General features: G+C 65.9%; 23 protein-coding genes and 1 tRNA gene. 12 read left to right on the top strand and 12 right to left on the bottom strand.

The window, feature by feature from the left end:
• Nucleotides 1-34: 34 nt before the first annotated feature.
• Nucleotides 35-2,611: an alpha-glucan family phosphorylase gene (gene glgP / locus ACZ46K_RS22405; protein ID WP_464744858.1), complete on the top strand. Its 2,577-nt coding sequence runs from the start codon at nucleotides 35-37 to the stop codon at nucleotides 2,609-2,611.
• A 53-nt stretch (nucleotides 2,612-2,664) separates the two neighbouring features.
• Here the strand turns inward: glgP and ACZ46K_RS22400 are convergent, their stop codons facing one another.
• From ACZ46K_RS22400 to ACZ46K_RS22390, 3 genes are read right to left on the bottom strand one after another with little or no spacing between them, the layout of a single operon-like run.
• A complete protein-coding gene (locus ACZ46K_RS22400; protein WP_464744856.1) occupies nucleotides 2,665-4,695 on the bottom strand; it encodes an ATP-dependent DNA helicase in 2,031 nt (676 codons plus the stop codon).
• Nucleotides 4,696-4,720: 25 nt separating this feature from the next.
• Nucleotides 4,721-5,296, bottom strand: coding sequence for an isochorismatase family protein (locus tag ACZ46K_RS22395; RefSeq protein ID WP_054807606.1), 576 nt, complete (start codon nucleotides 5,294-5,296; stop codon nucleotides 4,721-4,723).
• 5 nt (nucleotides 5,297-5,301) lie between these two features.
• A complete protein-coding gene (locus tag ACZ46K_RS22390; protein ID WP_464744854.1) occupies nucleotides 5,302-6,639 on the bottom strand; it encodes a nicotinate phosphoribosyltransferase in 1,338 nt (445 codons plus the stop codon).
• A 68-nt stretch (nucleotides 6,640-6,707) separates the two neighbouring features.
• On the opposite strand from ACZ46K_RS22390, the gene clpS reads away from it, so the two are divergent.
• The 7 genes from clpS to rdgB all read left to right on the top strand — a co-directional run bounded on the left by clpS (nucleotide 6,708) and on the right by rdgB (nucleotide 11,742).
• Nucleotides 6,708-7,043 carry an ATP-dependent Clp protease adapter ClpS gene (gene clpS, locus ACZ46K_RS22385; protein WP_054807605.1) on the top strand — a complete coding sequence of 112 codons (336 nt, stop codon included), beginning with the start codon at nucleotides 6,708-6,710 and terminating at the stop codon, nucleotides 7,041-7,043.
• 26 nt (nucleotides 7,044-7,069) lie between these two features.
• Nucleotides 7,070-7,648: an oxidative stress transcriptional regulator AosR gene (gene aosR / locus ACZ46K_RS22380; RefSeq protein WP_464744852.1), complete on the top strand. Its 579-nt coding sequence runs from the start codon at nucleotides 7,070-7,072 to the stop codon at nucleotides 7,646-7,648.
• A complete protein-coding gene (locus ACZ46K_RS22375) occupies nucleotides 7,609-8,724 on the top strand; it encodes a P1 family peptidase (RefSeq protein WP_464744850.1) in 1,116 nt (371 codons plus the stop codon). Before aosR ends, ACZ46K_RS22375 begins: the two co-directional genes overlap by 40 nt.
• Before the next feature lie 46 nt (nucleotides 8,725-8,770).
• Entirely contained in the window at nucleotides 8,771-9,394 is a 624-nt protein-coding gene (locus ACZ46K_RS22370) for a rhomboid family intramembrane serine protease (RefSeq protein ID WP_054807885.1), read from the top strand.
• A 129-nt stretch (nucleotides 9,395-9,523) separates the two neighbouring features.
• On the top strand, nucleotides 9,524-10,285 hold the full coding sequence (locus tag ACZ46K_RS22365) for a cyclic nucleotide-degrading phosphodiesterase (protein WP_464744848.1): 762 nt from the start codon (nucleotides 9,524-9,526) through the stop codon (nucleotides 10,283-10,285).
• A gap of 46 nt (nucleotides 10,286-10,331) precedes the next feature.
• The gene (gene rph, locus ACZ46K_RS22360) at nucleotides 10,332-11,120 is read left to right on the top strand and encodes a ribonuclease PH (RefSeq protein WP_464744846.1); all 789 of its coding nucleotides are present in this window, start codon (nucleotides 10,332-10,334) and stop codon (nucleotides 11,118-11,120) included.
• A 1-nt stretch (nucleotide 11,121) separates the two neighbouring features.
• Nucleotides 11,122-11,742: an RdgB/HAM1 family non-canonical purine NTP pyrophosphatase gene (gene rdgB / locus ACZ46K_RS22355; protein WP_054806441.1), complete on the top strand. Its 621-nt coding sequence runs from the start codon at nucleotides 11,122-11,124 to the stop codon at nucleotides 11,740-11,742.
• A gap of 103 nt (nucleotides 11,743-11,845) precedes the next feature.
• Here rdgB and ACZ46K_RS22350 read toward each other — a convergent pair whose 3' ends face one another.
• On the bottom strand, nucleotides 11,846-12,415 hold the full coding sequence (locus ACZ46K_RS22350) for a TetR/AcrR family transcriptional regulator (protein ID WP_054810199.1): 570 nt from the start codon (nucleotides 12,413-12,415) through the stop codon (nucleotides 11,846-11,848).
• A 116-nt stretch (nucleotides 12,416-12,531) separates the two neighbouring features.
• Between ACZ46K_RS22350 and ACZ46K_RS22345 the strand changes: the two genes are divergently transcribed.
• Nucleotides 12,532-13,773 (top strand): oxygenase MpaB family protein, encoded by a 1,242-nt coding sequence (locus tag ACZ46K_RS22345; protein ID WP_464744844.1) that lies wholly within the window; start codon nucleotides 12,532-12,534, stop codon nucleotides 13,771-13,773.
• Here the strand turns inward: ACZ46K_RS22345 and ACZ46K_RS22340 are convergent, their stop codons facing one another.
• Together ACZ46K_RS22340 and ACZ46K_RS22335 are read right to left on the bottom strand one after the other, a co-directional pair.
• Nucleotides 13,774-14,205 carry an ATP-binding protein gene (locus ACZ46K_RS22340; protein WP_054806443.1) on the bottom strand — a complete coding sequence of 144 codons (432 nt, stop codon included), beginning with the start codon at nucleotides 14,203-14,205 and terminating at the stop codon, nucleotides 13,774-13,776. It abuts the gene before it with no gap.
• A 30-nt stretch (nucleotides 14,206-14,235) separates the two neighbouring features.
• A complete protein-coding gene (locus ACZ46K_RS22335; RefSeq protein ID WP_464744842.1) occupies nucleotides 14,236-14,586 on the bottom strand; it encodes an STAS domain-containing protein in 351 nt (116 codons plus the stop codon).
• Between the two features lie 196 nt (nucleotides 14,587-14,782).
• On the opposite strand from ACZ46K_RS22335, the gene ACZ46K_RS22330 reads away from it, so the two are divergent.
• Genes ACZ46K_RS22330 through ACZ46K_RS22320 form a run of 3 tightly spaced genes read left to right on the top strand, consistent with a single transcriptional unit; the run spans nucleotide 14,783 to nucleotide 18,053 of the window.
• Nucleotides 14,783-15,976: a PP2C family protein-serine/threonine phosphatase gene (locus ACZ46K_RS22330; RefSeq protein ID WP_464744840.1), complete on the top strand. Its 1,194-nt coding sequence runs from the start codon at nucleotides 14,783-14,785 to the stop codon at nucleotides 15,974-15,976.
• Nucleotides 15,973-17,616 (top strand): sensor histidine kinase, encoded by a 1,644-nt coding sequence (locus ACZ46K_RS22325; RefSeq protein WP_464744838.1) that lies wholly within the window; start codon nucleotides 15,973-15,975, stop codon nucleotides 17,614-17,616. The genes ACZ46K_RS22330 and ACZ46K_RS22325 overlap by 4 nt, the downstream gene beginning before the upstream one ends.
• On the top strand, nucleotides 17,613-18,053 hold the full coding sequence (locus tag ACZ46K_RS22320) for a response regulator (protein WP_054806444.1): 441 nt from the start codon (nucleotides 17,613-17,615) through the stop codon (nucleotides 18,051-18,053). Before ACZ46K_RS22325 ends, ACZ46K_RS22320 begins: the two co-directional genes overlap by 4 nt.
• A gap of 22 nt (nucleotides 18,054-18,075) precedes the next feature.
• Here ACZ46K_RS22320 and ACZ46K_RS22315 read toward each other — a convergent pair whose 3' ends face one another.
• From ACZ46K_RS22315 to ACZ46K_RS22290, 6 genes are all read right to left on the bottom strand, one after another.
• Nucleotides 18,076-18,453, bottom strand: coding sequence for a DUF3817 domain-containing protein (locus ACZ46K_RS22315; protein ID WP_054806445.1), 378 nt, complete (start codon nucleotides 18,451-18,453; stop codon nucleotides 18,076-18,078).
• Nucleotides 18,450-18,863 (bottom strand): hypothetical protein, encoded by a 414-nt coding sequence (locus ACZ46K_RS22310; RefSeq protein ID WP_054806448.1) that lies wholly within the window; start codon nucleotides 18,861-18,863, stop codon nucleotides 18,450-18,452. Before ACZ46K_RS22310 ends, ACZ46K_RS22315 begins: the two co-directional genes overlap by 4 nt.
• Before the next feature lie 114 nt (nucleotides 18,864-18,977).
• On the bottom strand, nucleotides 18,978-21,332 hold the full coding sequence (locus tag ACZ46K_RS22305; RefSeq protein WP_464744836.1) for a sulfatase-like hydrolase/transferase: 2,355 nt from the start codon (nucleotides 21,330-21,332) through the stop codon (nucleotides 18,978-18,980).
• 58 nt (nucleotides 21,333-21,390) lie between these two features.
• The gene (locus ACZ46K_RS22300) at nucleotides 21,391-22,755 is read right to left on the bottom strand and encodes a hypothetical protein (RefSeq protein WP_054810198.1); all 1,365 of its coding nucleotides are present in this window, start codon (nucleotides 22,753-22,755) and stop codon (nucleotides 21,391-21,393) included.
• 223 nt (nucleotides 22,756-22,978) lie between these two features.
• Nucleotides 22,979-23,065, bottom strand: a tRNA-Leu gene (locus ACZ46K_RS22295).
• Nucleotides 23,066-23,082: 17 nt separating this feature from the next.
• Nucleotides 23,083-23,580, bottom strand: a complete 498-nt coding sequence (locus ACZ46K_RS22290; protein ID WP_464744834.1) for an HNH endonuclease signature motif containing protein — start codon at nucleotides 23,578-23,580, stop codon at nucleotides 23,083-23,085.
• Nucleotides 23,581-23,854: the final 274 nt, after the last annotated feature.

Below are 23,854 nucleotides of genomic sequence, written 5' to 3'. Positions count from 1 at the left end.
CGCATATGAAGAGAACCTGGGTAGGATTCGCGGGGTGAAAGCCTTGCGTCGGTTCACCGTCCGAGCCCATCTGCCCGAGCCGCTCGCAGCGCTGGAGGCACTGACAACCAATCTGCGCTGGTCGTGGCACCCACAGACACAGGATCTGTTCGCATCCATCGACCCCGAGTTGTGGGCGAAGGTCGACGAGGACCCGGTCCGCCTGCTCGGCGAGATCGCCCCCTCGCGCCTCGATGCACTGGCGACCGACAGCGAATTCCTCGCCCGACTCGAAGCCTCTGCCGCAGATCTCGACCACTACCTGACGCGCCCCGCCTGGTATCAGATCCGACGGGAACGCGACGCCGCACTGCCCGAGGGCATCGCCTACTTCTCCATGGAATTCGGCGTCACCGAGGTCCTTCCGAACTACTCGGGCGGACTCGGCATCCTCGCCGGCGACCACCTCAAGGCAGCCTCCGATCTGGGTCTGCCGCTCATCGGCGTCGGATTGCTGTATCGCTCCGGCTACTTCAAACAGTCGCTCAGCGCGGACGGATGGCAGCTCGAGCACTATCCGTCGTACGACCCGCAAGGCCTGCCGCTGCGCCTGCTCACGGAGTCCGACGGTGCGCCCGCGCTCGTCCGCGTCGATGTGCCCGGCGCCCGCACCCTCGATGCGCGGGTATGGATCGCGCAGGTGGGTCGCGTGCCGCTGCTGCTGCTCGACTCCGACATCGCGAGCAACGATGAGGACATGTGCAAGGTCACCGACCGCCTGTACGGTGGCGGTCAGGACCACCGCATCAAACAGGAGATCCTCGCGGGCATCGGCGGGGTGCGGGCCGTGCGCGCCTACACTCGCATCCACGGTCTGCCCGACCCCGAGGTGTTCCACATGAACGAGGGGCATGCAGGATTCCTCGGTGCGGAACGAATCCGCGAACTCGTCACCACCACCGGCCTGGATTTCGACGAGGCCCTCGCTGCGGTGCGGGCCGGAACGGTGTTCACCACCCACACGCCGGTGCCCGCAGGCATCGACCGTTTCCCGATCGACCTCGTCCGGCACTACTTCGCAGGTCCCAACGGCGAGAACGAGTCGGCTCTGCTACCCGGCCTGACCGTCGACCGGATCCTCGCGCTCGGCCGTGAGGACGACCCCCACGTGTTCAACATGGCCCACCTGGGTCTGCGCCTCGGGCAACGATCCAACGGCGTGTCCAAACTGCACGGTGAGGTCAGCCGCGGGATGTTCGAGCGGCTGTGGCCCGCATTCGATGCCAACGAGGTGCCGATCGGGTCGGTGACCAACGGCGTCCACGCCCCCACATGGGCGGCCCGAGAATGGATCACACTTGCGAACCGGCTCGCAGGACCTGACCACGTCGAGGAGGCCCGCGGCTGGGAACTGTTGCAGACCGTCGACCCGGCCGAACTGTGGTCCACCCGCAACGTGCTGCGCGGACAACTCGTCGACGAGGTTCGGCGTCGCCTGCGCAACTCCTGGCTCGAACGCGGCGCCACCGAGGCCGAGCTCGGCTGGGTCGGCACCGTCTTCGACCCCGACGTACTCACGGTCGGCTTCGCGCGACGCGTGCCCACCTACAAGCGGTTGACGCTGATGCTGCGAGACCCCGAACGGTTGCGCGCCCTGCTGCTCGACGAGAAGCGCCCGGTGCAACTCGTCGTCGCGGGCAAAAGCCACCCCGCCGACGACGGTGGCAAGGGCCTGATCCAGCAGATCGTGCGGTTCGCCGACGATCACGACGTGCGGCACCGCATTGTGTTCCTGCCCGACTACGACATGTCGATGGCGCGCTTCCTCTACTGGGGATGCGATGTCTGGCTCAACAACCCGCTGAGGCCGCTCGAAGCATGCGGGACATCGGGCATGAAGTCGGCGCTCAACGGTGGCCTCAACCTGTCCATCCGCGACGGATGGTGGGACGAGATGTTCGACGGCGAGAACGGGTGGGCCATCCCCACCGCCGACGGTGTCGACGACGTGCGACGCGACGACCTCGAGGCCGGAGCGCTGTACGAACTGCTCGAACGTTCGGTACTGCCGCGCTTCTACGATCGTGACGATCGCGACGTGCCCACCCGATGGATCGAGATGGTGCGTCATACCCTCGAGAACCTCGGGCCCAAAGTTCTCGCGTCCCGCATGGTCCGTGACTACACGGTCGACTACTACACACCCGCTGCGGAAGCGGCGCGAGTGATCGTCGCCGACGGCTTCGCGGGAGCCAAGGCGCTTGCCGACTACCGGCACCGCATCGACTCGGCGTGGCCGGCGGTTCGGGTCGCGCAGGTCGACAGTCACGGACTGCCGGAAAGCCCGGTGATCGGCTCGAGTCTCGGACTGATCGCACATGTCCAACTCGGCGGCCTGACTCCCGAAGATGTGCAGGTGCAGGCGGTGTTCGGCAAGGTCGGATCGGACGACACTCTCAGCGACACGGTGACAGTGCCGATGAAGCACGCGGGGTCGGATCCCCTCGGCGAGGAGTTCACCGTCGACGTGCCGCTTCCGCTGTCCGGCGCGGTCGGATATACCGTTCGGGTACTCCCACATCACGACCTGATGGCATCCCCCGCGGAGTTCGGCATGGTCGCGCTGCCGTAAGCCGAAAAAGTGTGTATCCGAGCCCGGAATCCGGGCTCGGATACACACTTTCGTCAGCCGGTGAGCCGGGAGAGTGCCTTCCGTGCGACGGCTGGATCGGCGGTCTCCCAGAACGGTGGGAGCGACGCACGCAGATAACCGCCGTAGCGGGCCGTGGCCAGACGCGAGTCGAGCACGGCGACGACCCCCCGATCGTCGGTCGCCCGCAGCAATCTGCCGACACCCTGGGCGAGGAGCAGCGCCGCATGATTCGCGGCGACGGCCATGAAACCGTTGCCACCGCGGGACTCGACGGCGCGCTGCCGGGCAACCAACAGCGGATCGTCGGGGCGGGGGAACGGGATCCGGTCGATGAGGACGAGCGAGAGCGACCTACCCGGCACGTCGACGCCCTGCCACAGCGACAAGGTACCGAACAGCGACGTCGCTTCGTCGGCGGCGAACTTGTCGACCAGCGCACCCGTGGCGTCGTCGCCCTGGCACAGGATCGGGGTGTCGAGCCGGTCGCGCAGAGCTTCGGCCGCGGCCTTCGCAGCGCGCATCGACGAGAACAGACCCAGTGTGCGACCACCCGCCGCGGTGACCAGCTCGGCGATCTCGTCGAGATGCGACGACGCGAGTCCGTCGCGGCCGGGCGGCGTGAGGTGTTTCGCGATGTACAGGATCCCGGATTTCGCGTGGTCGAACGGCGACCCGACATCGACGGCGTTCCACTTCAGATCACTCTTGTCGGCGGGCGGTTCGGCACCCGAGGCGGCGGTGGTCTCGCTGCGTGACGATGCCTGCTGGGGGAGACCCCAGTTGACGGCCAGACCGTCGAACGACCCGCCGACCGTGAGCGTTGCCGAGGTGAGGATCACCGTCGACTCACCGAACAACCGCGACCTGAGCAGGCCACCGACCGACAGCGGTGCGATCCGCACCGCGCGGCGCACATTGCCGCGGAACTCATCGGCCGCCAGCCACACGACATCCTGACGCTGCGCGGGATCGGGCTGCTCGAATGTCGTCAGCGCCCTGACCGCGCAGTCGTGCACGTCGTCGATCTCGGCGAGAGCCTGGCTGCGGGCGGCCGCGGCCTCCGGGTCGGTGCCGGGCTTGGCCGGCCCGATGGCGGTGTGCACGGCCCACGCGGCGTCGCGGATCGACGCGAGCGCGGCCGCCGCACCCTCGGGCATCGAATCCCACCGAGCGGCCGGAAGTTCCTCGAGCAGCGACTCCCAGTTCTCGGCAGCGCCCTCGAGCCGGTCGACGTCCTCGTCCTCGGCGAGCTTGACGCAGCGCCGCGCGGCTGCCGAGATCGTGCTGCCCGACAATTCGGCGGTGGCGACACCCGTGACCCGGTCGACGAGCTCGTGGGCTTCGTCGATGACCACCACGTCGTGCTCGGGCAGGATCGCGATCCCCGTGATGGCGTCGATCGCGAGGAGCGCGTGGTTGGTGACGACCACGTCGACCTGCGACGCCTGGGCCCGTGCGATCTCGGCGAAACAGTCGTCGCCGACCGGGCAGCGCGCCTTGCCGAGGCATTCGCGTGCCGTGACGCTGAGCTGACGCCACGCCTGGTCGGAGACGCCGGGGGAGAGGTCGTCGCGGTCGCCCGTCTCGGTGCTCGACGACCATTCCGTCACCCGCCGCACCTCGCGGCCGATGCGTGAGAGTGTGAACGCATCGAAGAGCTGGGCCTCGGCGGGTGCCTCCTCCGCGAGACCGGTGTGAATCTTGTTCAGGCAGAGGTAATTTCCGCGGCCCTTGAGGATCGCGAAGCGCGGCCGCCGACCCAGGGTCTCCTCGAGTGCCTCGGCGAGACGCGGGAGATCGCGGTCGACGAGCTGGCGCTGCAGAGCGATGGTCGCGGTGGACACCACCACGGTCCGGCCGGTCTGCACCGCGTACCGGATGCTCGGCACGAGGTACGCGAGCGACTTACCGGTGCCGGTGCCGGCCTGCACCGCAAGGTGCTCGCCGGTGTCGATGCTGTGCGCCACCGCGGACGCCATGGTCAGCTGAGTGCGCCGCTCCTTGCCGCCCAGAGCGTGCACAGCAGTACGCAGCAATTCGGGGACATTGGGGAGTTCGGGCACCGAGCCAGGGTAGCGGGACCCACCGTCAGGTTTCGGCGCCGACCCGTTCGACCAGGTCGACACCTGCGCTGCGCATCCGATCGAGCGCGGACACGACGGTCGCGTCGGCGACGCCGGCCGTGTAAGGCAGCAGCACCCGGGTCCCGAAGCCCGCCTCGACGGCATCCAATGCGGTCGCACGCACACAGTGATCGGTCGCGATCCCGACGACATCGACGTCCGTCACTCCGCGCTCGCGCAACCACTGCTCGAGGGAGTGCCCCGACTCGTCGACGCCCTCGAAACCGGAGTACGCGGCCTCGTAGGCCCCCTTCGAGAACACCGCCTCGACCCGCGACAGTTCCAGATCCGGATGGAACCGGGCCCCGACGGAATCAGCGCGACAGTGCGGCGGCCATGTATCGACGAAGTCGGGATCGTCCGAGAAGTGCTCACCCGGATCGACATGATGGTCGCGTGTCGCGATCACATGGGAATAGTCGTCGCCCCGCTCGGCGAGGAAACCTGTGATGGCAGAAGCAACTGCGTTGCCGCCGGTCACTGCGAGAGCGCCGCCCTCGCAGAAATCGTTCTGCACATCGACCACAAGTAGTGCTCGCATCGACCTCACCTCCCGTTCGCCGCAGTCACGAACCGGGTGGGAATCGCCGGATCGCCGGCCGATATCGTCAGCCCTTCCCACGGCAGACTCACCATCGACTTCTTCAGGTATGCCCTGCTGTCCTCCAGGGTAGGGAGGCCTGGGACCGGCTCGCCACCGCGCACCAGCGGGACCGTCAGTTCCGTCGCAGTCCGCCCGTCACCCGTCGGCACCTCCAGGTGTTCGGGGTGGACGACCTCCTCGACGACGGTGCCGGTGCGGCGTGCGTAGCGCACCGCGCGCTTCGCACCGCCACGGGATTCCTTGGCAGTGCTGCGCTTCTCGACCGAAATGCCGTCGACCTCGACGAGCTTGTAGACCATGCCTGCAGTCGGTGCCCCCGAACCCGTGACCACCGAGGTCCCGACCCCGTACGCGTCGACCGGTTCGGCCCGCAGACCCGCGATCGCGTATTCGTCCAGGTCGCCGGACATCACGATCTTCGTCCGCCGAGCACCGAGGCCGTCGAGCTGCCTACGCACCTGACGGGCGAGCACTCCGAGGTCGCCGGAGTCGATCCGAACGCCCCCGAGTTCGGGGCCCGCCACCTCGATGGCCGTGGCCACACCCGAAGTGATGTCGTAGGTGTCCACGAGCAGAGTCGTGTCGACACCGAGCGTCTCGATCTGACTGCGGAACGCCGACGCCTCGTCGCGGCCGTGCGCGGTGGTGTGCAGCAGGGTGAAGGCGTGTGCGGCCGTCCCGGCCGCGGGAACCCCGTAGCGTCGGGCCGCTTCGAGGTTCGACGTCGAATCGAATCCTGCGATGTAAGCCGCGCGGGCGGCGGCCACCGCTGCTTCCTCGTGCGCGCGGCGCGAGCCCATCTCGATCATGGTGCGTCCGTCGGCCACGCTCACCATGCGTGCCGCGGCAGATGCGATTGCGCTGTCGTGATTGAAGATCGACAGGGCCAGCGTCTCGAGCAGGACACATTCGGCGAACGTGCCGTGGACGGACAGGATCGGCGAACCGGGGAAGTAGAAGTCACCCTCACGGTAGCCGTCGATGTCGCCGCTGAACCGGAAGTTGCGCAACCATTCGACGGTCGAGGGTTCGAGGAATTCCGCCGCCACGGCAAGTTCGGCGTCGCCGAACCGGAACGCGGGGAGCGCGTCGAGCAGACGCCCGGTGCCCGCGACCACCCCGTACCGGCGACCGGCCGGAAGCTTGCGGGCGAACAGTTCGAAGACGCAGGGGCGATCGCCGGTGCCGTCGGCGAGCGCGGCCTCGAGCATCGTCAGCTCGTATTTGTCCGTGAACAGTGCAGTGCTCGCCGGCTTCGTACCGGCGGATGAGACGGCCATCCGCTCACTCTAGAGCGAGCACAGGACGGTGGGTTTTTCGAGTCGCGAGAACGCCGTACCCTGGATGCATGGCGCCGTGTTCCCCGACAACCACCCTCGACGTCCACGTGATCACCGCGGGTCGGGCCATGCCTGCCGAAGCGGAAGTCGTCGAAGAAGTCGAGGCGGTCGACCGGCCTTGGGTGACGGTCGTGTGGGACGACCCCGTCAACCTCATGCACTACGTGACGTTCATCTTCCAGAAGCTGTTCGGCTACAGCAAGGCCAAGGCGACCGAACTCATGCTCAAAGTGCACAACGAAGGCAGAGCCGTTGTGTCGAGCGGGTCCCGTGACAAGATGGAACACGACGTGCAGCGTCTACATGCCGCAGGGCTGTGGGCCACGATGCAACGGGACGAATAAGGCGCCTACAGGAGGATCCGACCGACGTGCGGCAGTGGACCCGGAAGAACTCGCTGAGCGGCCCCAAACTTCGTTCGGAGATGGACGGCCACGAGGCCTCCGTCCTGCGCTCCCTCGTCGCCTCGGTGCTCGGGATGCTCGAAGACCGCTCCGCACAGGCACCTCAGGACGATCTCGCGGAACTCACCGGGTTGCGCACCGGTAACTCGACCCCGCCGGAGATTCCCGCCCTCGAACGGCTGCTGCCCGATTTCCACCGACCCGACGCTGACGCCACCGTCAACCCCGACGACGAAGCCGGCGACCTCAACGGCGCGCTCCGCAGCCTCCACGAACCGAGCATCATCGACGCGAAGTTGGCTGCCGGCACCGTCATCCTGCGGACCGTTCCCGAGGATGGCGGAAAAGTGGTCCTCAACCCGGAGCAGGCCGAAGCCTGGCTGTACGGGCTCAACGACGTGCGGCTCGCGCTCGGCACCACCCTCGGCATCGATTCCGACACCCCCGAGACCCTCGACGACGACGATCCCCGCGCGCCGCATCTCGACGTCTACCACTGGTTGACGTGGATGCAGGACTCGCTCGTCCAGGCGTTGCTGCCGTGACACCCGGCCCCACCGATTCCCTGCTCGACGTCGCGGGTCTGCGGGTCGGTCACTGGCAGCAACTCGACGACCACGTCACCGTCGCCGGTGGAGAACCCGGCGTCGGTGCGGCAGCCGGATGCACTGTGATCATCGCGGACCGGCCCGCGGTCGGCGCGGTCGATGTGCGCGGCGGCGGACCGGGCACTCGCGAAACCGACCTGCTCGATCCGAGCCACTCGGTCCGGCGCGTCGATGCGGTCCTGCTCACCGGCGGAAGCGCGTTCGGTCTGGCCGCCGCCGACGGTGTGATGCGGTATCTCGAGGAACACGGCCGCGGTATCCCGATGGGCGCGCCCGGCGCCGTCGTGCCGATCGTGCCCGGCGCGGTGATCTTCGATCTGCCCGTCGGCCACTGGCACACCCGACCCACAGCAGACAGTGGATACGCCGCCGCGGCGGCCGCCACCGACGAGACACTGCCACGAGGATCCGTCGGCGCAGGCACCGCCGCCCGCGCGGGTGTCCTCAAAGGGGGAATCGGAACCGCCAGCATCCGCCTGACGGACGGACCGGCGGCAGGCGCCACCGTCGCGGCCCTGGTCGTCGCCAATCCCGTCGGGTCGGTATTCGACCCCCAGACCGGGCTGCCATGGGGGACGAGCACCGCGTGCGCAGCCGACTTCGGCCTGGCCGTCCCGTCCGCCGAAGAACTCGCCGCAGCCAACGCGCTCGGCGACAAAGGCACCGTGTTGAACACGACCATCGGTGTCGTCGCGACCGACGCGCTGCTGTCGAAATCTGCGTGTCGCCGGGTCGCGGTGGCCGGACACGACGGTCTGGCCCGCGCGATCCGACCCGCACACTCACCCCTCGACGGCGACACGCTGTTCGCCCTGTCCACCGGCACCGCCGAGCTCCCCTCACCGGAGGGCGTGCCCGATGCGTTCCCCACTGATCTGCCGATTCTCGCGGCCGTCTGCGTGGCCGCGGCCGACGTGGTCGAACGCGCCATCGTCGACGCGGTGCTCGCCGCCGAGTCCATCGCCGGAATCCCGTCCTATTTCGACACCTTCCCGTCCGCCCGGACACTCTGACCACGACATACCCACACACCACCCGGACAGACGTCACAATGGACGCATGACCATCCCGACAGGTACACCACCGACCGAACGGCCGACGTGGCTGCGTTCCGGGCTGTGGATCGGTGGCTTCGTAGCGTTCCTCTACGTAGTCGAGATCGTCGACCGGATCCTGCCCGCGAACTTCGAGAACGCCGGAATCGAACCGCGAACCGGCGACGGCCTGTGGGGGATCCTGTTCGCGCCCATCTTGCACGGCGACTGGACCCACCTGACCGCCAACACAGTGCCCGCGCTCGTCCTGGGTTTCCTGGTCCTGCTGTCGTCCGGCATCACCCGCGGCATCGCCGCGACCGTCGTCATCTGGGTGGTCGCAGGCGTCGGAACCTGGTTGTTCGCCGGCTCCGGCGAGAACCACATCGGCGCGTCCTCGCTCATCTTCGGGTGGCTGACGTACCTGATCATCCGAGGGATCTTCACCCGCAAGGGTGGGCAGATCGTCCTCGGACTCGTCGTGCTGTTCGTCTACGGCGGCATGCTGTGGGGTGTCCTCCCCAGCGACCCGTTCGTGTCGTGGCAGGGTCACCTCTTCGGGGCAATCGGAGGTGTCGTCGCGGCATGGCTGGTCTCGTCCGACGCGCGCCGCGCCCGGACGGTCCGAACAGCCGATCCGCTGCGCTGAACTCAGCGACCGGCGTCACGTCCGGACGGGGTGCGGATCCGTGCGTCACAGCATTGTTGTAATTGTGAGTCCACCACGAAAACGGGTGTTGACTTCATCAGGACTCTTCGGCATGGCAGCATGACCTTTATGCGCATGACCGTTCTGGGGTGCTCGGGCAGTGTGGCCGGGCCGGATTCTCCCGCATCCGGGTACCTGCTCACCGCGCCCGATACTCCGCCCCTGGTCATCGACTTCGGTCCGGGAGTGCTCGGAGCCCTGCAACGCCACGCCGATCCCGGCGAGGTGTCCGTGCTCCTGTCGCATCTCCACGCCGACCACTGCCTCGACATTCCCGGCCTCCTCGTGTGGCGCCGCTACTCTCCGAACGCCCCCACCGGTCGGGTACCCGTCTACGGTCCTGCCGGCACCGCGCAGCGTCTCGGTGTCGCCTCGGCCGAGGTGGCAGGAGAGGTCGACGACGTCTCCGACACCCTCGACATACGACCCCTGAGCGACGGCGGAACGTTCCGCTTCGGTGCCCTCACCATCAGCCCCTCGAAGGTCGACCATCCCCCCGAAGCCTACGGATTCCGCATCACCAGCGACTCCGGTCGCACGCTCGTCTACACGGGCGACACCGGCATGTGCGACCAGGTGATCGAACTGGCGCGCGGCGCCGACGTCCTACTGTCCGAAGCATCCTGGACCCACGCACCCGGGGTGCGACCCGACGGCATCCATCTGTCGGGAACCGAGGCGGGACAGGTTGCTGCCCGCGCAGGCGTCGGTGAACTGTTGCTCACCCACATCCCGCCGTGGACATCGCGCGAAGACGTCATCGCGGAGGCGAAGGCCGAGTTCCACGGTCCGGTCCACGCAGTGACCTCCGGAGACGTCTACCGCATCTGACCGGTCCTCCGAGGTGTTTCGGGGCGCATCCCCTAGGCTCGTTCGGGTGACGACACGAGTAGACGGCAGGGAAGACGACCAACTCCGCGACATCAAGATCACCCGAGGGTTCACCAACCACCCCGCGGGTTCGGTCCTCGTCGAATTCGGACAGACCCGCGTGATGTGCACCGCGAGCGTCGAAGAAGGCGTACCGCGGTGGCGTCGGGGATCGGGCCTGGGCTGGCTCACCGCCGAATACGCAATGTTGCCCGCCGCAACCCACACCCGCAGCGGACGCGAATCCGTCAAGGGCAAGGTCGGCGGCCGCACCCAGGAGATCAGCCGACTCGTCGGCCGCTCGCTGCGCGCGTGCATCGACCTCGCGGCCATCGGTGAGAACACCATCGCGCTCGACTGCGATGTCATCCAGGCCGACGGCGGAACCCGAACCGCAGCGATCACCGGGGCCTACGTGGCACTCGCCGACGCCGTGACCTGGCTGCGCGCAGCGGGTCGCCTCGCCGACCCGCAGCCGCTCTCGTGCCAGATCGCTGCGATCAGCGTCGGTGTCGTCGACGGCCGGGTCCGGCTGGACCTCCCGTACGAGGAGGATTCGCGCGCCGAGGTCGACATGAACGTCATCGCCACCGACACCGGCACCCTCGTCGAGATCCAGGGCACCGGCGAAGGCGCCACGTTCCCACGCACGACGCTCGACAAACTGCTCGACTCGGCGCTTGCCGGGATCGAGGACCTGTGCCGCATCCAACGTGAGGTCCTCGAACAGCCGTACCCCGGTGTCCTGCCGGTACCCGTCGTGGCCGAGCCGGCGAAGAAGAAGTTCGGTGCCTGACGTGGCCACACGAGTACTCGTCGCAAGCCGGAATGCGAAGAAACTCCGGGAGTTGCAGCGAGTCCTCGACGCGGCGGACATCGGCGGAATCGAACTGGTCGGCCTCGACGCCGTCCCGCCGTATCCCGAAGCACCCGAAACCGGTGCGACGTTCGAGGACAATGCCGCCGCGAAGGCACGCGACGGGGCTCTCGCGACCGGGATGGCCTGTATCGCGGACGACTCCGGCCTCGAGATCGACGCACTTCGGGGAATGCCCGGTGTGCTGTCGGCGCGATGGAGTGGCACCCATGGAGACGATGCGGCGAACACCGCGCTCGTGCTCGCGCAGATGAGTGATGTGCCCGATGAACGTCGCGGCGCTGCCTTCGTGTCCGCCTGTGCATTTGCGGTCCCCGACGGCGACACTGTCGCCGTCACCGTGGTGCGAGGCGAGTGGCGTGGCGCGATCGCCCGTGCTCCTCGGGGCGAGAACGGATTCGGTTACGACCCCGTTTTCGTGCCCGAAGGGGACGGCCGCACCGCCGCCGAGCTCAGCGCCGACGAGAAGGACGCCGCGTCGCACCGTGGTCGCGCACTCGCTCAGCTGGTGTCTGCGCTCGCTGCATACGCGGGGAGCTGACCCGAGGGCGGCACAGTACGCAAACGCAGAAGGCAGACACACGCCGCAGACGCAGGGTGTCTGCCTTCTTGCTTCCCGGTTGCGTGAGTTCGACGACGACCAGCTACCCGAGGGACGTCATCTCACGCAGATACGCCGTGACCATCGAGGTGAGCTCGTCGGCCACCTGCTCCCGTGTGATGTCCGGCTGGTCGAGAACGTACGATATCGCGACGTTCTCGACCGTCCGCACGAGCATCCACGCGATCGCGTCGACCGGGCGTCCACCACGATCAGTGAGGTGGAACCGCAACCACATGCCGAGAAGCGCGTCGATGCGCTTCTCGAAATCGGAGAGACGACTGTCCGGGGTCTTGGGCAGTTCTTCTATCAGGACGCGGAGCAGCCGCGGATTCTCACCGAGCGCGTCCAATAGTTCGAGCAACGTGCCGCGCACCGACAACTCTTCCGCGGGTCCTTCGAGGGCTGTGGTGAACACGCGTGAAATGCGAGTGTGCAACTCCGAGGTCCACCTGTCGACGACCTCGGCGACGATCGCGTCCTTGTTCGGGAAGTATTGATACAACGACCCGGGGCTGATGTGTGCCTTCTCTGCGATCCGGTTGGTGGACGCCCCGTCATAGCCGCGTTCGAGCAGGACAGCGCGGCCTGCGTCGACGATGCGTTCGACCATCGCACGCGAGCGATCCTGCTGTGGTGCGCGTCGGGTCCGACGTCGTTCCGGCGAGGTCATCGTGGGTGCCGAAATGCGAATTGAACGCGAGTAATCACTCGTGTGAGCATAGCCACATGACTACACAGGAGCTGGGCCGGGACCTCGACGCATCCCCGTACCCGAGCCGCTACGAGGGCAACCGGCCTCGCAACGAAGCCATCGGCAAGCCTCTGGTGTACTTCGGGAAGGTCCGTGAGGTCGACAATGACCTGCTCGATCGGATCGGTCGGCGCATGTATGCCCGCGACGAAGTGGGTGCCGCCCTCGTGCGGGCCATGCGCCTCGACCGCGACGACCCCGAGCGCGTCACCATGCGGCAGTTCCATCAGGCGCTCGAGCACGGGGTCGACACCCTTCCGGACGCCCCCGAGGCGCTCCGCACATTCTTCGCCCACGTGGAACAGGTCCCGGACTGGGTGGACTGGGATCTCCTCGAGAAGGGCGCACGCGCATTCCGCCGGATGGGACGCACTCGCAACGACGTGCTGCTGCAGCTCGCGCTCATCGGCGGCTACCGATTCGGCGGTCCACCCGATCTCCTGGTCGAAACCGGGGGCCTGACCGGAGCCACCGCGATGCGCCGCCTCGGTGAAACCCAGAAGTGGGGAACAGCGGTGGGGGAGCCGGGCGCCATGCGCCGTGACGGCGACGGATTCAAGCTCACCGTGCACGTGCGTGCCATGCACGCCCTCGTCAACCATCAGTTCGAGACGAACGGCCGCTGGGACGTCGCGCACTGGGGCCTGCCCATCAACCAGACCGATCAGGCCGGAACGCTCGGGTTGTTCAACGGCACGCTACTGATCGGTGCACGCGCCCTCGGCTACTTCGTGACCCGCGAAGAATCCCTCGCGATCATGCACATGTGGAAGTACGTCGGATGGCTCATGGGCGTCGACGACGACTTCCTGTTCGACACGGAACGCGAGCAACACCGTTTCAACTATCACGTGGTGCTGGTACAGGACGACGTCACACCCGCGGGTGCTGCCCTCTCGCGGGCACTCGTCGACGGCCAGCGGACCCTCGACTACGGAAAGCTCTCGGGTCTGATCGGGCGGTACGAACGATTGCGCCTGCTCAGCATGCTGCGGTACTTCCTCGGCACGAAGGGCCTGAAGGATCTCGGGCTGCCCGCGGTCCCGCCGGTGGCGGTGGCACCCGTCGTGGTGACGAACATCGTCAAATCGAAGCTGATCAAGCGAACAGCAGAGGGACGACGCTTCCTCGAATACCTCGGCGACCGGGCCGCGCGCCGAGAACTGAAGCTGAAGTTCGGCGGCGATCGCGCCGACGTCGGCAAGCTCGAGGTCTGATCAGAGCGACCAGCGCATGGCCACATGAGTTCCGTCCATGCCCGGCGTCACCACCATCTCCGTCGAGAGGCTGCGCATCAGGCTGAGACCGTGTCCGCGAGATCCGTACCCGGTCCGATCCATGACATCGCGCCACCTGCCGTGATCCGCGACCGTCACCTCGAGGTGGCGGTCGGATGGCCTGTAGACGGCCTCGAGATCCACCGTGGCCTGGGGATCGTTCGCGGCGTAGGCATGTTCGACGGCGTTCGCCAGGGCCTCGTAGCTTGCCAGCACCACGTCCTGCTCGTGTTCGGGTCCGAGATGCAGATTGCCCAGCCACTGCTGCATGGAGCGGCGTATATCGGCGATATCGGACGGATCCGCACGCACCCCGTGGAAGAAGATTCCACCGGACGCGAACGACGCGGACCCTGATATATGAGTCGGCATGGCTCCCTCTGTTCGTCGAGGCGGACAGCGTTATTCCGGCGGTGCTGCCGGATCGCCGCTCAACGCCGAAAGAGCATCGTCGAGTTCCGGATGGATCGCAAGGACGTCTCCCAGGCCGAGTAGCTCGAGTGGTCGTGCGGTGGCATTTCCGTTCGCCACCACTGCGAATTCGACACTGCCTGCCGTGCGCTTCGACAAATCGACCAGTAAGGCCATACCCATCGACGCGAGGAAATTCACGTCGGTGAGATCGACAATCAAGCCGGACGGGTTGTCGGTGAGCAGGCCGAGAGCCTGCTCTTCCAGCATCGGTGCACTGGACAGATCCACGTCCCCGCTCACAGACAACACCGTGATGGACCCGGACTGTGTCGTAGACATGCCCATATGGGGGTGCTCCGTTGATCGCTCATTCACAATGCCCATCATGCAAGAACACCTCGGATGATGCGAGCGCGCCCGGCCGCGATGTCGTGGAGTGCGCAGCAGAACACACCTGTGGGTATTGTTCCGCGAGGGTGTCGGCATGAAATGCCGATTTCCCGGGGGCCGCCGTGATCAGGGAGGGACGACCGCCGTGGATGCGCATCGACCAGGGGAAGTGGCGCATGCGCCGTTGCTGTTGCTGATCGAGGACGATGCCGGCGACGCCCTGCTCGTCGAAGAACTCGTCGCCGACAGCGCCCCCGATATGAAGGTCGTGTGGGTGCAATCGCTCGCGGAGGCCCGCGACGCGCTGACCACGACGGATCCCGACTGTCTGCTGCTCGACCTCCATCTGCCCGATGCGCACGGTCTGGAAGCTGTCGCGCGGGTACAGGAATACGCCGAGAACGTACCGATCGTCGTGCTCACCGGCCTCGCGGAGGAGCAGACCGGACTGGCCGCAGTTGCCGTCGGTGCCCAGGACTATCTCGTCAAAGGCCGGGTCGAACCCGAGCTGTTCGGTCGTGCTGTGCGCTACGCGATCCAACGTAAACAAGCAGAACAACACGCTGCGGCGCTACAGGCGAGCGAACTCCACGCCCAAGAGAATGCGCGACTCGAACGAGGACTGTTGCCGTCGCCACTCGTGAGCACGAACGACGTCGAAGTCGTTGCGCGGTATCGGCCGGGCCGAGCGGCGGCGCTGCTCGGCGGAGATTTCTACGACGTGGTCCAGACCGCAGACGGTGCGGTACACGCACTCATCGGGGACGTCTCCGGACACGGCCCCGACGAGGCTGCCGTCGGTGTCGCACTGCGCATCGCCTGGCGCACACTCGTCCTGGCCGGCATCGTCGGCGAACTCCAGATGCAGAAGCTCGAGGAGATCCTTCTCGCGGAACGAGCGGCGGATCGCGTCTTCGCCACTGTGACGACCATGGTCATGGCGCCAGACCGGGTCGCCGTGTCGGTGATGCGCGCGGGGCACCCCGGATTGCTCCTGCGTACCGGGCACGCGGTCGAGTGGGTCGAAGCACCCGGCGGCCCCGCACTCGGGCTGATCCCGGGTGCCGCCAACTGGCCCATCCACACCTTCGGCCTACCGCCGGAAGGTGCTGTCGTGCTCTTCACGGACGGGTTGTTCGAAGGGCATACCGGCGGTGGCCACGAACGCCTGGGGGAGTCGGGCCTTCTGGAACTCGCGCGCAACGGCGGGCGCCTCGGATCCGACGAGTTCGCCGATGCGCTCATACGTGATGCCGAGGAACTCGCCGAGGCCCACGGCGGTCTGTCCGACGACGTCGCGGTGGTGCATGTGCGATGGAAAAGGGACTCGAACGAATGACGAATCGAGGTTCCGCCGAACTGCCCAAGCGAGATCGGCCCCCAGTCTGGTCGCGACTCACGGTGCGAGGGTGGGTGGTCCTGGTCCTGGGTTTGATGATTGCGTGGGTGATTGTCGCGAGCATCGTCGGCGCCCGCTCGCTGGGTCGCACCGCGGAAGTATCGAACTACCTGCGGGACGTGATCCAGCCCGCAGAGATCGAGGCGCAGCGCCTGCAGGGCGCGCTCCTGAACCAGGAGACCGGCGCACGCGGATACATCATTGCAGCCGATCCGTCCCTGTTGGAGCCCTATGAAGCAGGCCGCAAGGAAGAGACTCGCGCATCTGATGCGCTCCGGGCACTGATCGCGCAGCAGGAAGCAGTGCCCGGCGTCCGGGAACAGCTACTCGCCGATCTCGATGCGATCGACGACGCGGCGAACGAATGGCGCAGGGTGTACACACTTCCACTGGTGGACGTCGTCGTACCGGGGGAGCCACGCCCCGTCGATGTTGCCGTTGTCGAAGCAGGCGGGGTGGCGTTCGACCGGCTGCGAGATCTGTTCGAGATCCAGCGAGTCGACCTCACGGAAGCGCGGGATGATGCGGTTGCTGCACTCGACGACGCCCGTGTCACAAGAGATCGCCTGTTCGCGACGATGATCGTGGTCTTCCTTCTGAGTGGCGTGGGTGCGGCTTACCTCATCCTGCGCCTCATCGTCCGGCCGCTGACCCGGCTGAGAGAGGAGACGCGCAAGGTCGCCGGAGGCAACTTTCGCCAACGCATCAACGTAGACGGACCCAGTGATATCCGTGCCCTCGCAATCGATGTCGACGGAATGCGTGCACGCCTCGCTCATGAACTCGAAGTCTCCAAGATGCACCGGGATCAGCTGGAAGCGCAGGCCGAGGAACTGCGCCGTTCCAACGCCGAACTCGAGCAGTTCGCGTACGTCGCGTCGCACGACCTCCAGGAGCCACTCCGCAAGGTCGCCTCGTTCTGTCAGCTGCTCGAGAAGCGGTACGGCGACAAGCTCGACGACAGGGGACACCAGTACATCGAATTCGCGGTGGACGGTGCCAAACGAATGCAGGTCCTCATCAACGATCTGCTCACGTTCTCCCGCGTCGGCCGGGTAGGTGACACACACGTCGCCGTCGAACTCGACCGATCGCTCGACTCGGCACTTGCCAACCTCTCCGAATCCATCGACGAAACCGGCGCGCGGATCGAGCGACCCGAGAGGTTGCCGGAGATCACCGGCGACCCCACGTTGATGACCATGCTGTGGCAGAACCTGGTGGGTAACGCCATCAAATTCCGGAAGCCGAACCGGACGCCTGTCGTGCGGATCGAGTATCAGCAGTTCGGTGAGGATGCCGACACGAAGTGGCAGATCAGCGTCAGCGACAATGGCATCGGTATCGCCGAAGAATTCGCCGAGAAGGTCTTCGTGATCTTCCAGCGCCTCCACGTCCGGGAGGCGTACAGCGGCACCGGTATCGGGCTCGCCCTGTGCCGCAAGATCGTCGAATACCACGGCGGCGAGATCTGGATCGACCACGAGTACACGGACGGTTGCCGCTTCTGTTTCACAATTCCCGTGTCGCGGGAACCCGAACCCACGATCGATGACGCTTCAGAAGGAGCCCAGGTATGACCGCGACCGGAAAACCGATCGACGTACTTCTGGTCGAAGACGACCCCGGCGATGAGTTGATGACGCGGGAAGCATTCGAAGACAACAAGATCAGGAACACCCTGCACGTCGTCCGCGACGGTGAGCAAGCACTCGACTTCCTGTACCAGCGTGGTGATCACACCGATTCGCCGCGACCGGACCTGATCCTGCTCGATCTGAACCTGCCGAAATACGACGGACGCCAGGTGCTGGAGAAGATCAAATCCGATCCGGAGCTTTCACACATCCCGGTGGTCGTGCTCACGACATCGTCCGCGGAGGAAGACATTCTGCGAAGCTACCGGCTACATGCCAACGCGTACGTCACGAAGCCCGTCGACCTGGATCAATTCATTCGGGCCGTCAAGCAGATCGACGAATTCTTCGTGCAGGTAGTGCGGCTGCCCACCCGCTGAGCCGCGCGGCGGCCCAGGGAGATCAGACTCCGAAGTCGGCCTTGACCTGCTTGGTGCGCTGGTGCTCGACGTAGAACGACAGGAACGGGATGGTGCCTGCGAGCAAGGTGCCGATCGTGCGCGAGACCGGCCAGCGCACCTTGATCGACAGGTCGAAGGTGAGTACGAGGTAGACCGCGTACACCCAGCCGTGCACGATCGCGATCCACGACGGCACGTTCTCGATGCCGATGATGTACTTCGCGATCATCTCGGCGGTGAGGACGAGCAGCCAGACACCGGTGGCATACGCGAGGACGCGGTACCGCAGCAGCGCAGAGCCGATCTTCTTGCGATCTGCATCGCTGACGTTGTGGGGAGTCGCGGCTGCCTGATCGGATGCCTCGGGGGTGGTGCTCACTGACCGCTCCTATCGGACCCGCGCGCGAGTTGCGCGAGGTATTCGTTGTACTCCTGGACCTGCTTCGCCTCGAGATCGCTCGCGGTGTCGGACTCGTCGATCGCGACCTTCGGGCGGCTCGGCAGAAGATCCGCCGGGACCTCTGTGGGCTCCGCGGGCTTCGATGCTCTGGAGCCGTCCGAGGCGTCGGCAAGAGTCTCCTCTGCCTCGAGCTTGACGAATCGCCGGTACGCGTAGATGCAGAAGAACGCGAAGGCCGGCCACTGGAACGCGTAGCCGAGATTCTGTCCGTTACCGCCGACCGCTTCGAAGCGGGTCCATTGCCAATAGCCGAGGGCAAGGCACCCGCCCGCGGCGACGATCACCAACACGATCAGAGCCACACGGCGCGGGGGACGGTATTCGGACACGTCCTCGACGGTACCTGAGCGCCGCACCGACCTGCCAAGACCGATCCGGCGCAGTGTTCGAGGTCACGTGGTATGGCAGGGTGGCAGTGCGTCGTCTGTCCGAGGGCGAACTCTCTACTGCCGTGAGGTCGCGACCCGGGCGACTTCTGCGGGGTCGATGAGGTGCGAGTGGTCATCGTCCCCGACGTCGATCTGCACGACGTCGATGCGTCCGTTGAACTTGCTCCGGCCCGCGTAATCGTCGCTGACAGGCATGCCGAAATCGTCGCCGATGTCCGTCGTCTCGTCCGCGGAGAAGACCATCGGTTGGGTCCCGTCGACACGGCCTGTACCGACACTGCGGCCATCGATGTAGAGCGTGACGTCTCCGCCCTTCGCAAGGCCACCCCCGTCGTAATCGAAGCGGGCGCGGATCTGGTGCGTCCCCGAGGGAAGGTCTTCGGTGGCGCCGATGACGAATTCGCTCATGCCGAGCAGGTTGTAGACGAACTTCACGCAGTTCTCCCGGACGTAGAGCGCCCAGCCGCCGAAGCGACCACCCTGCGCGATCACCACACCGTCGGTCGGGTCGTTCTTCGGTGTCTCGAGTGCCGCGGTCACGGAGAACGACCGGTTCTTGATGTCGATGACGCTGTGTTCGCTCAGCCGTTTCATCCCGGGGAAGAGCACCTGCTTGGTGCCGGTGACCAACTGGGGCCTGCCCGCAATGGTGGGGTTGAGTCGTTCGAATCTGCGGTCGTCGATGGGGAGCACGTTGTATTTCACGGCCTCGATCAACCAGAGGCGTTGCAGCGACGCCAGCAGTTCGGGTTTCTCGGCTGCGAGATCATGGGCCTGCGACCAGTCGGTGGTGCCGTCGTAGAGTTCCCAGACGTCGTCGTCGAGGGCGGGAAGTTCTTCGTTCGGCAGCCACGGTGTGCTGTGCTGGGTGACCGCACTCCAGCCCTTGTAGTAGATCCCCCGATTGCCTGCCATCTCGAAATACTGCAGGTCGTGCCGCTCCGGCGCGTCGGGGTCGTCGAACGTGTACATCATGCTCGGACCTTCGAACGGTGACTGTTGCACGCCGTTGACGAAAGTCGGCTCCGGCAATCCGGCTGCCTCGAGCACGGTCGCTGCCACATCGATGACGTGGGTGAACTGCGACCGGATCTCGCCCTTGCAACGTATTCGCGCAGGCCAATGCACGATCGTGCCGTTGCGGGTACCGCCCCAATGCGACGCGACCTGCTTGGTCCACTGGAAGGGCGAGCACATCGCCCACGCCCACCCGACCGAATAGTGGTTGTAGGCCTCGGGTGTGCCGAGTTTCTCCTTCATCGCAGCCATGAATTCCGGTGTCTCGATTGCTGCGAGGCCGTTGAAGTTCGCCATCTCATTGAACGCCCCGTTGACGGTTCCTTCGGCGGAGGCGCCGTTGTCGCCGATGATGTAGTAGACGAGGGTGTTGTCGAGAGCGCCGAGCGCCTCGATCGCGTCGACCACGCGACCGACGTGGAAATCGGTGTGCTCCAGGAAGCCGGCGTAGACCTCCATCTGGCGTTCGAGGACCGGTCTGAGTGCCTCGTCCATCTCGTCCCACGCCGGGATCGCGTCCGGTCGCGCAGTCAGTTCCGTGTCCGGCGGTACGACACCGCGCTGCTTCTGCTGTTCGAGAATCGATTCGCGTTGCGCATCCCAGCCGTCGGCGAACCGGCCGGCGTACTTGTCGGCCCACTCGGTAGGAACATGGTGCGGAGCGTGGGTCGCGCCCGGCGCGAAATAGACGAAGAACGGCTTGTTCGGGGCGAGTGACTTCTGGGTGCGGATCCAGTCGATGGCGTGGTCTGCGAGGTCTTCGGTGAGGTGGTAGCCCTCTTCGGGACTCTTGTCCGCTTCCACGGGGACGACCCCGTCGTACAGGGCGGGATAGTACTGATTGTTCTCGCCGCCGATGAAGCCGTAGAAATGCTCGAATCCGCCGCCGCCGGTCGGCCAGGCATCGAACGGACCGACAGGAGATGTCTGCCACGGCGGAACTTCGTGGCACTTGCCGAACTGGGCGGTCGAATAGCCGTTGAGCTTCAACGTCATCGGGAGAGCGGCCTTGGTGTTCGGCCGTAGCCCCGACGATCCGGGCGCCGAGGTTGCCGTCTCGGTGATCATGCCCATCCCCACCGAATGATGGTTGCGGCCGCTGAGCAGTGCGGCGCGGGTCGGTGCGCACAACGCGGTGGTATGGAACCGGTTGTACGTGAGGCCGTCGCGCTGCAGCCGTTCCGCCGTCGGGTTGTGCACCGGACCGCCGAAGGCACTACTGGCCCCGAAGCCCACGTCGTCGAGCAGGACCACCAGGATATTCGGCGCGCCCTCCGGGGGAAGCAGGGGCTCGATCGGGGGGAAGGCGGTGTCCGGGTCCTTCGCGTCGTATGTGACCAGTCCGAGGTGTTGCCGATCGGGAATCGGGAGGACTTCACGCTTCTTCGCCATGACGAGATGTGTCCCTTCTTCGAATGAAGTGTGTGTGCGACAACGAAATTCGTGATGATCATGCGGAGTCTGCGGGCTGCTGCCCTGTGCGTGCTTCGACAGGCCGGACAACGATTTCGAGCAGGAACAGTGCGAGCACGGCGATCACCACGGTCCATCCGACGACCGCACCCGTCGGGTAATTCCAGAACACGATCACCAACACGGCCACGGCGATGATCGCCGCCCGGACAGGAACGCGGGCGTGCGCCAACCACACCTCGACGGTGCCCGGAGTGCGGGTGCTGTCCGGGTTCCTCAGCTTGTTCATCCCGTAACCGAACCCGCGACGTACCGCCATCGCCGACGACGAACCACCCACCAGGTAGGCGCCGACCGCCACGACGAGACCCACGACGAAGACCGCTCGCAGCGTGGAGCGCAGTGGCGTGGCTACGGCGTCGAACAGTGCGGCCGCCGCGGCCGGTGAACGGATCTCCGATGGCAGATTGTCGAGATACAACGACCGCCCGATGAGGAGTGCGAGCGCGAGTACCACCATGGCAACGACGAAGCTTGCACCCACGGCGGACAGTGCCCGAAGCCGGGAACCCCGGGGGGCCGCCCAGATCGCGCCTGCGGCCGCGAGCAGAGTCAGCCACGGAAGGATTCCTGACGCTTTGTCGAGAGCGTTGACAGCGTTCTGCGCCTTGACGAGTTCAGGGGACTCGAACAGCACGAACTGTTTGTCGATCTCCGGGATCTTGTCGGCGAACGCGAACCCTCGATCGACCAGGAGTCCCTTTGCCCTCTCGATGATCGGGGCGAGGTTGAGGCTCACGGTTCCGCTGTCGTCGATCTCGATGGCAGCGACCTGCGTGTCGCCGGTCAACACCGCGGCGAGCCTGTCGTGTGCGGTGCGGTTCGCCTGGATCCACAGGGTCTCGAACTGGTCCGACGCAACCAGGCTGCCGACGGTGTCGTGCACGAAGTTCTCTGCCTGGCCGGCGATGACAGGCGCCAACCCCACTACCGGTTCCAGCCGCGGCCTGTCTTCGGTCAGCGCCGTCAAGGCATCCGTGGTGAGCCCCTCGACGTCGACCTGCGCGAAGATTTCCTCGGTCACCCGGTTCGTGATCGCTTCCTGGATCGCCGGATCCGAGGCGAGCGGCGTCACCATGGTCACGTAGCGGTCGGTGTCGAGGATCTCGCTGCGCGCGAAACGGGCGACCACCGAGCTGATAGCGAGCAGACCCACGAGCACCACCAGCACAGCGACGGCGGTCCAGCGGAGGGTGTGTCGGCGTGGACGGGTCTCGGCGGTGGTCGGCGCTGCCGGACGTTGACCACGCAGTTCGATGACTTCGACGCGGAGGCGTTCGAGTTCGTCTCGTTCGTCCGCACTCAGCGGTGTGTTCTGGGAGGAGTCGTCGGAGCCTGCCATGACAGGACCTGCCTCTGCATGCGGCCCCGGAGTGCTCTGCTTGCGCCCCGCAAGAGAGCCGTTCCAAGCGTGCCACTTCGGTCGGATGCGCGCTTCACCCGTCGAGGGTGAAGCGGGGAACCGGATGGGTGGAGCAACCCGGTGAGGTGAGAGAACGAGTGAACCCCGTCCAGGAAGACCCGGGACGGGGTTCACTCGTTCGAGTTGGTACGTGAAGTACCCGTGGTGCGCGAGGGGGGACTCGAACCCCCACGCCCGTAAGGGCACAGCGTCCTAAGCGCTGCGCGGCTGCCGATTACGCCACTCGCGCGTCACGGACACAATACGTCATGACTCTGACGGATCCGAGTTGAAGCTGAAGCGTCGCCTTCCGGCCCAGGTCGGCGTCTGGCTGTGACAGTTGGGGCACAGGAATCGCACGTTCTCAGGTCGGGAGTCGTTCGGGTTTCCGTCGATGTGGTCGACATGGAAGACCAGGTCGCCTCCATTCCAGATGGGATCGATGCCGCAACCGCCGCACAGATGGTCACGGCCTGCCTCGATCAAGGCCCTGCGCAATAGGTGGGGTTTGACGCGAGATGAGCCGACAGGGCGCTCGGTGAGGATGGTCGTCCAGTGGCGCCGGACGGCAGATCCGCCGAGAACACGTGGTCGACCGGTGAAGTGCGACGTATCGATGTCGAGTGCCCTGATCCTGCGACTCAGGTGAGTGTGATGGCCACCGTTCGGTTTGAGTCCGAAGTACCTGATCACCTCTGCAAAGTTGGTGCATTGCCGCACGGCCTCTTCGAGCATTTCCTTCGTGTACTTGACCGCCCTGCTCATACCGCCCCCTTGTCGAATGAATGTTCGAGCAAGGGGAAATTATCGGAACGGTCCGACAAGTTCCGGCAGCGGTGACGCACGACTGTGCCCCGCGGTCAATAGGTAACAATTTGGTCACAAAAAAACGTGAGGGTTCCTCGGGTTCGTGGACGTCCACGCATCCGTGCGGCCTGCGTGAATTCGGGTTACCCGTCGGTCACTTCTCGTGTTGGTGTGAGTGAAGTCACTGGTAGGTGCGTCGTGCTGCAAACTGGCCGAAACAAAACATGAGGAA

The organism is Rhodococcus sp. JCM 9793 (genome assembly GCF_055380405.1).
This window is presented reverse-complemented; position numbering and strand designations above follow the sequence as displayed.

Coding starts and splice junctions, on each gene's coding strand:
- ACZ46K_RS22345 (WP_464744844.1), top strand. CDS start 12,532: ATGACTACACAGGAGCTGGGCCGGGACCTCGACGCATCCCCGTACCCG.
- ACZ46K_RS22290 (WP_464744834.1), bottom strand. CDS start 23,580: ATGAGCAGGGCGGTCAAGTACACGAAGGAAATGCTCGAAGAGGCCGTG.
- ACZ46K_RS22300 (WP_054810198.1), bottom strand. CDS start 22,755: ATGGCAGGCTCCGACGACTCCTCCCAGAACACACCGCTGAGTGCGGAC.
- ACZ46K_RS22350 (WP_054810199.1), bottom strand. CDS start 12,415: ATGGTCGAACGCATCGTCGACGCAGGCCGCGCTGTCCTGCTCGAACGC.
- ACZ46K_RS22390 (WP_464744854.1), bottom strand. CDS start 6,639: ATGGCCGTCTCATCCGCCGGTACGAAGCCGGCGAGCACTGCACTGTTC.
- ACZ46K_RS22305 (WP_464744836.1), bottom strand. CDS start 21,332: ATGGCGAAGAAGCGTGAAGTCCTCCCGATTCCCGATCGGCAACACCTC.
- ACZ46K_RS22395 (WP_054807606.1), bottom strand. CDS start 5,296: ATGCGAGCACTACTTGTGGTCGATGTGCAGAACGATTTCTGCGAGGGC.
- clpS (WP_054807605.1), top strand. CDS start 6,708: ATGGCGCCGTGTTCCCCGACAACCACCCTCGACGTCCACGTGATCACC.
- ACZ46K_RS22325 (WP_464744838.1), top strand. CDS start 15,973: ATGACGAATCGAGGTTCCGCCGAACTGCCCAAGCGAGATCGGCCCCCA.
- ACZ46K_RS22335 (WP_464744842.1), bottom strand. CDS start 14,586: ATGTCTACGACACAGTCCGGGTCCATCACGGTGTTGTCTGTGAGCGGG.
- ACZ46K_RS22320 (WP_054806444.1), top strand. CDS start 17,613: ATGACCGCGACCGGAAAACCGATCGACGTACTTCTGGTCGAAGACGAC.
- ACZ46K_RS22365 (WP_464744848.1), top strand. CDS start 9,524: ATGCGCATGACCGTTCTGGGGTGCTCGGGCAGTGTGGCCGGGCCGGAT.
- ACZ46K_RS22370 (WP_054807885.1), top strand. CDS start 8,771: ATGACCATCCCGACAGGTACACCACCGACCGAACGGCCGACGTGGCTG.
- ACZ46K_RS22340 (WP_054806443.1), bottom strand. CDS start 14,205: ATGCCGACTCATATATCAGGGTCCGCGTCGTTCGCGTCCGGTGGAATC.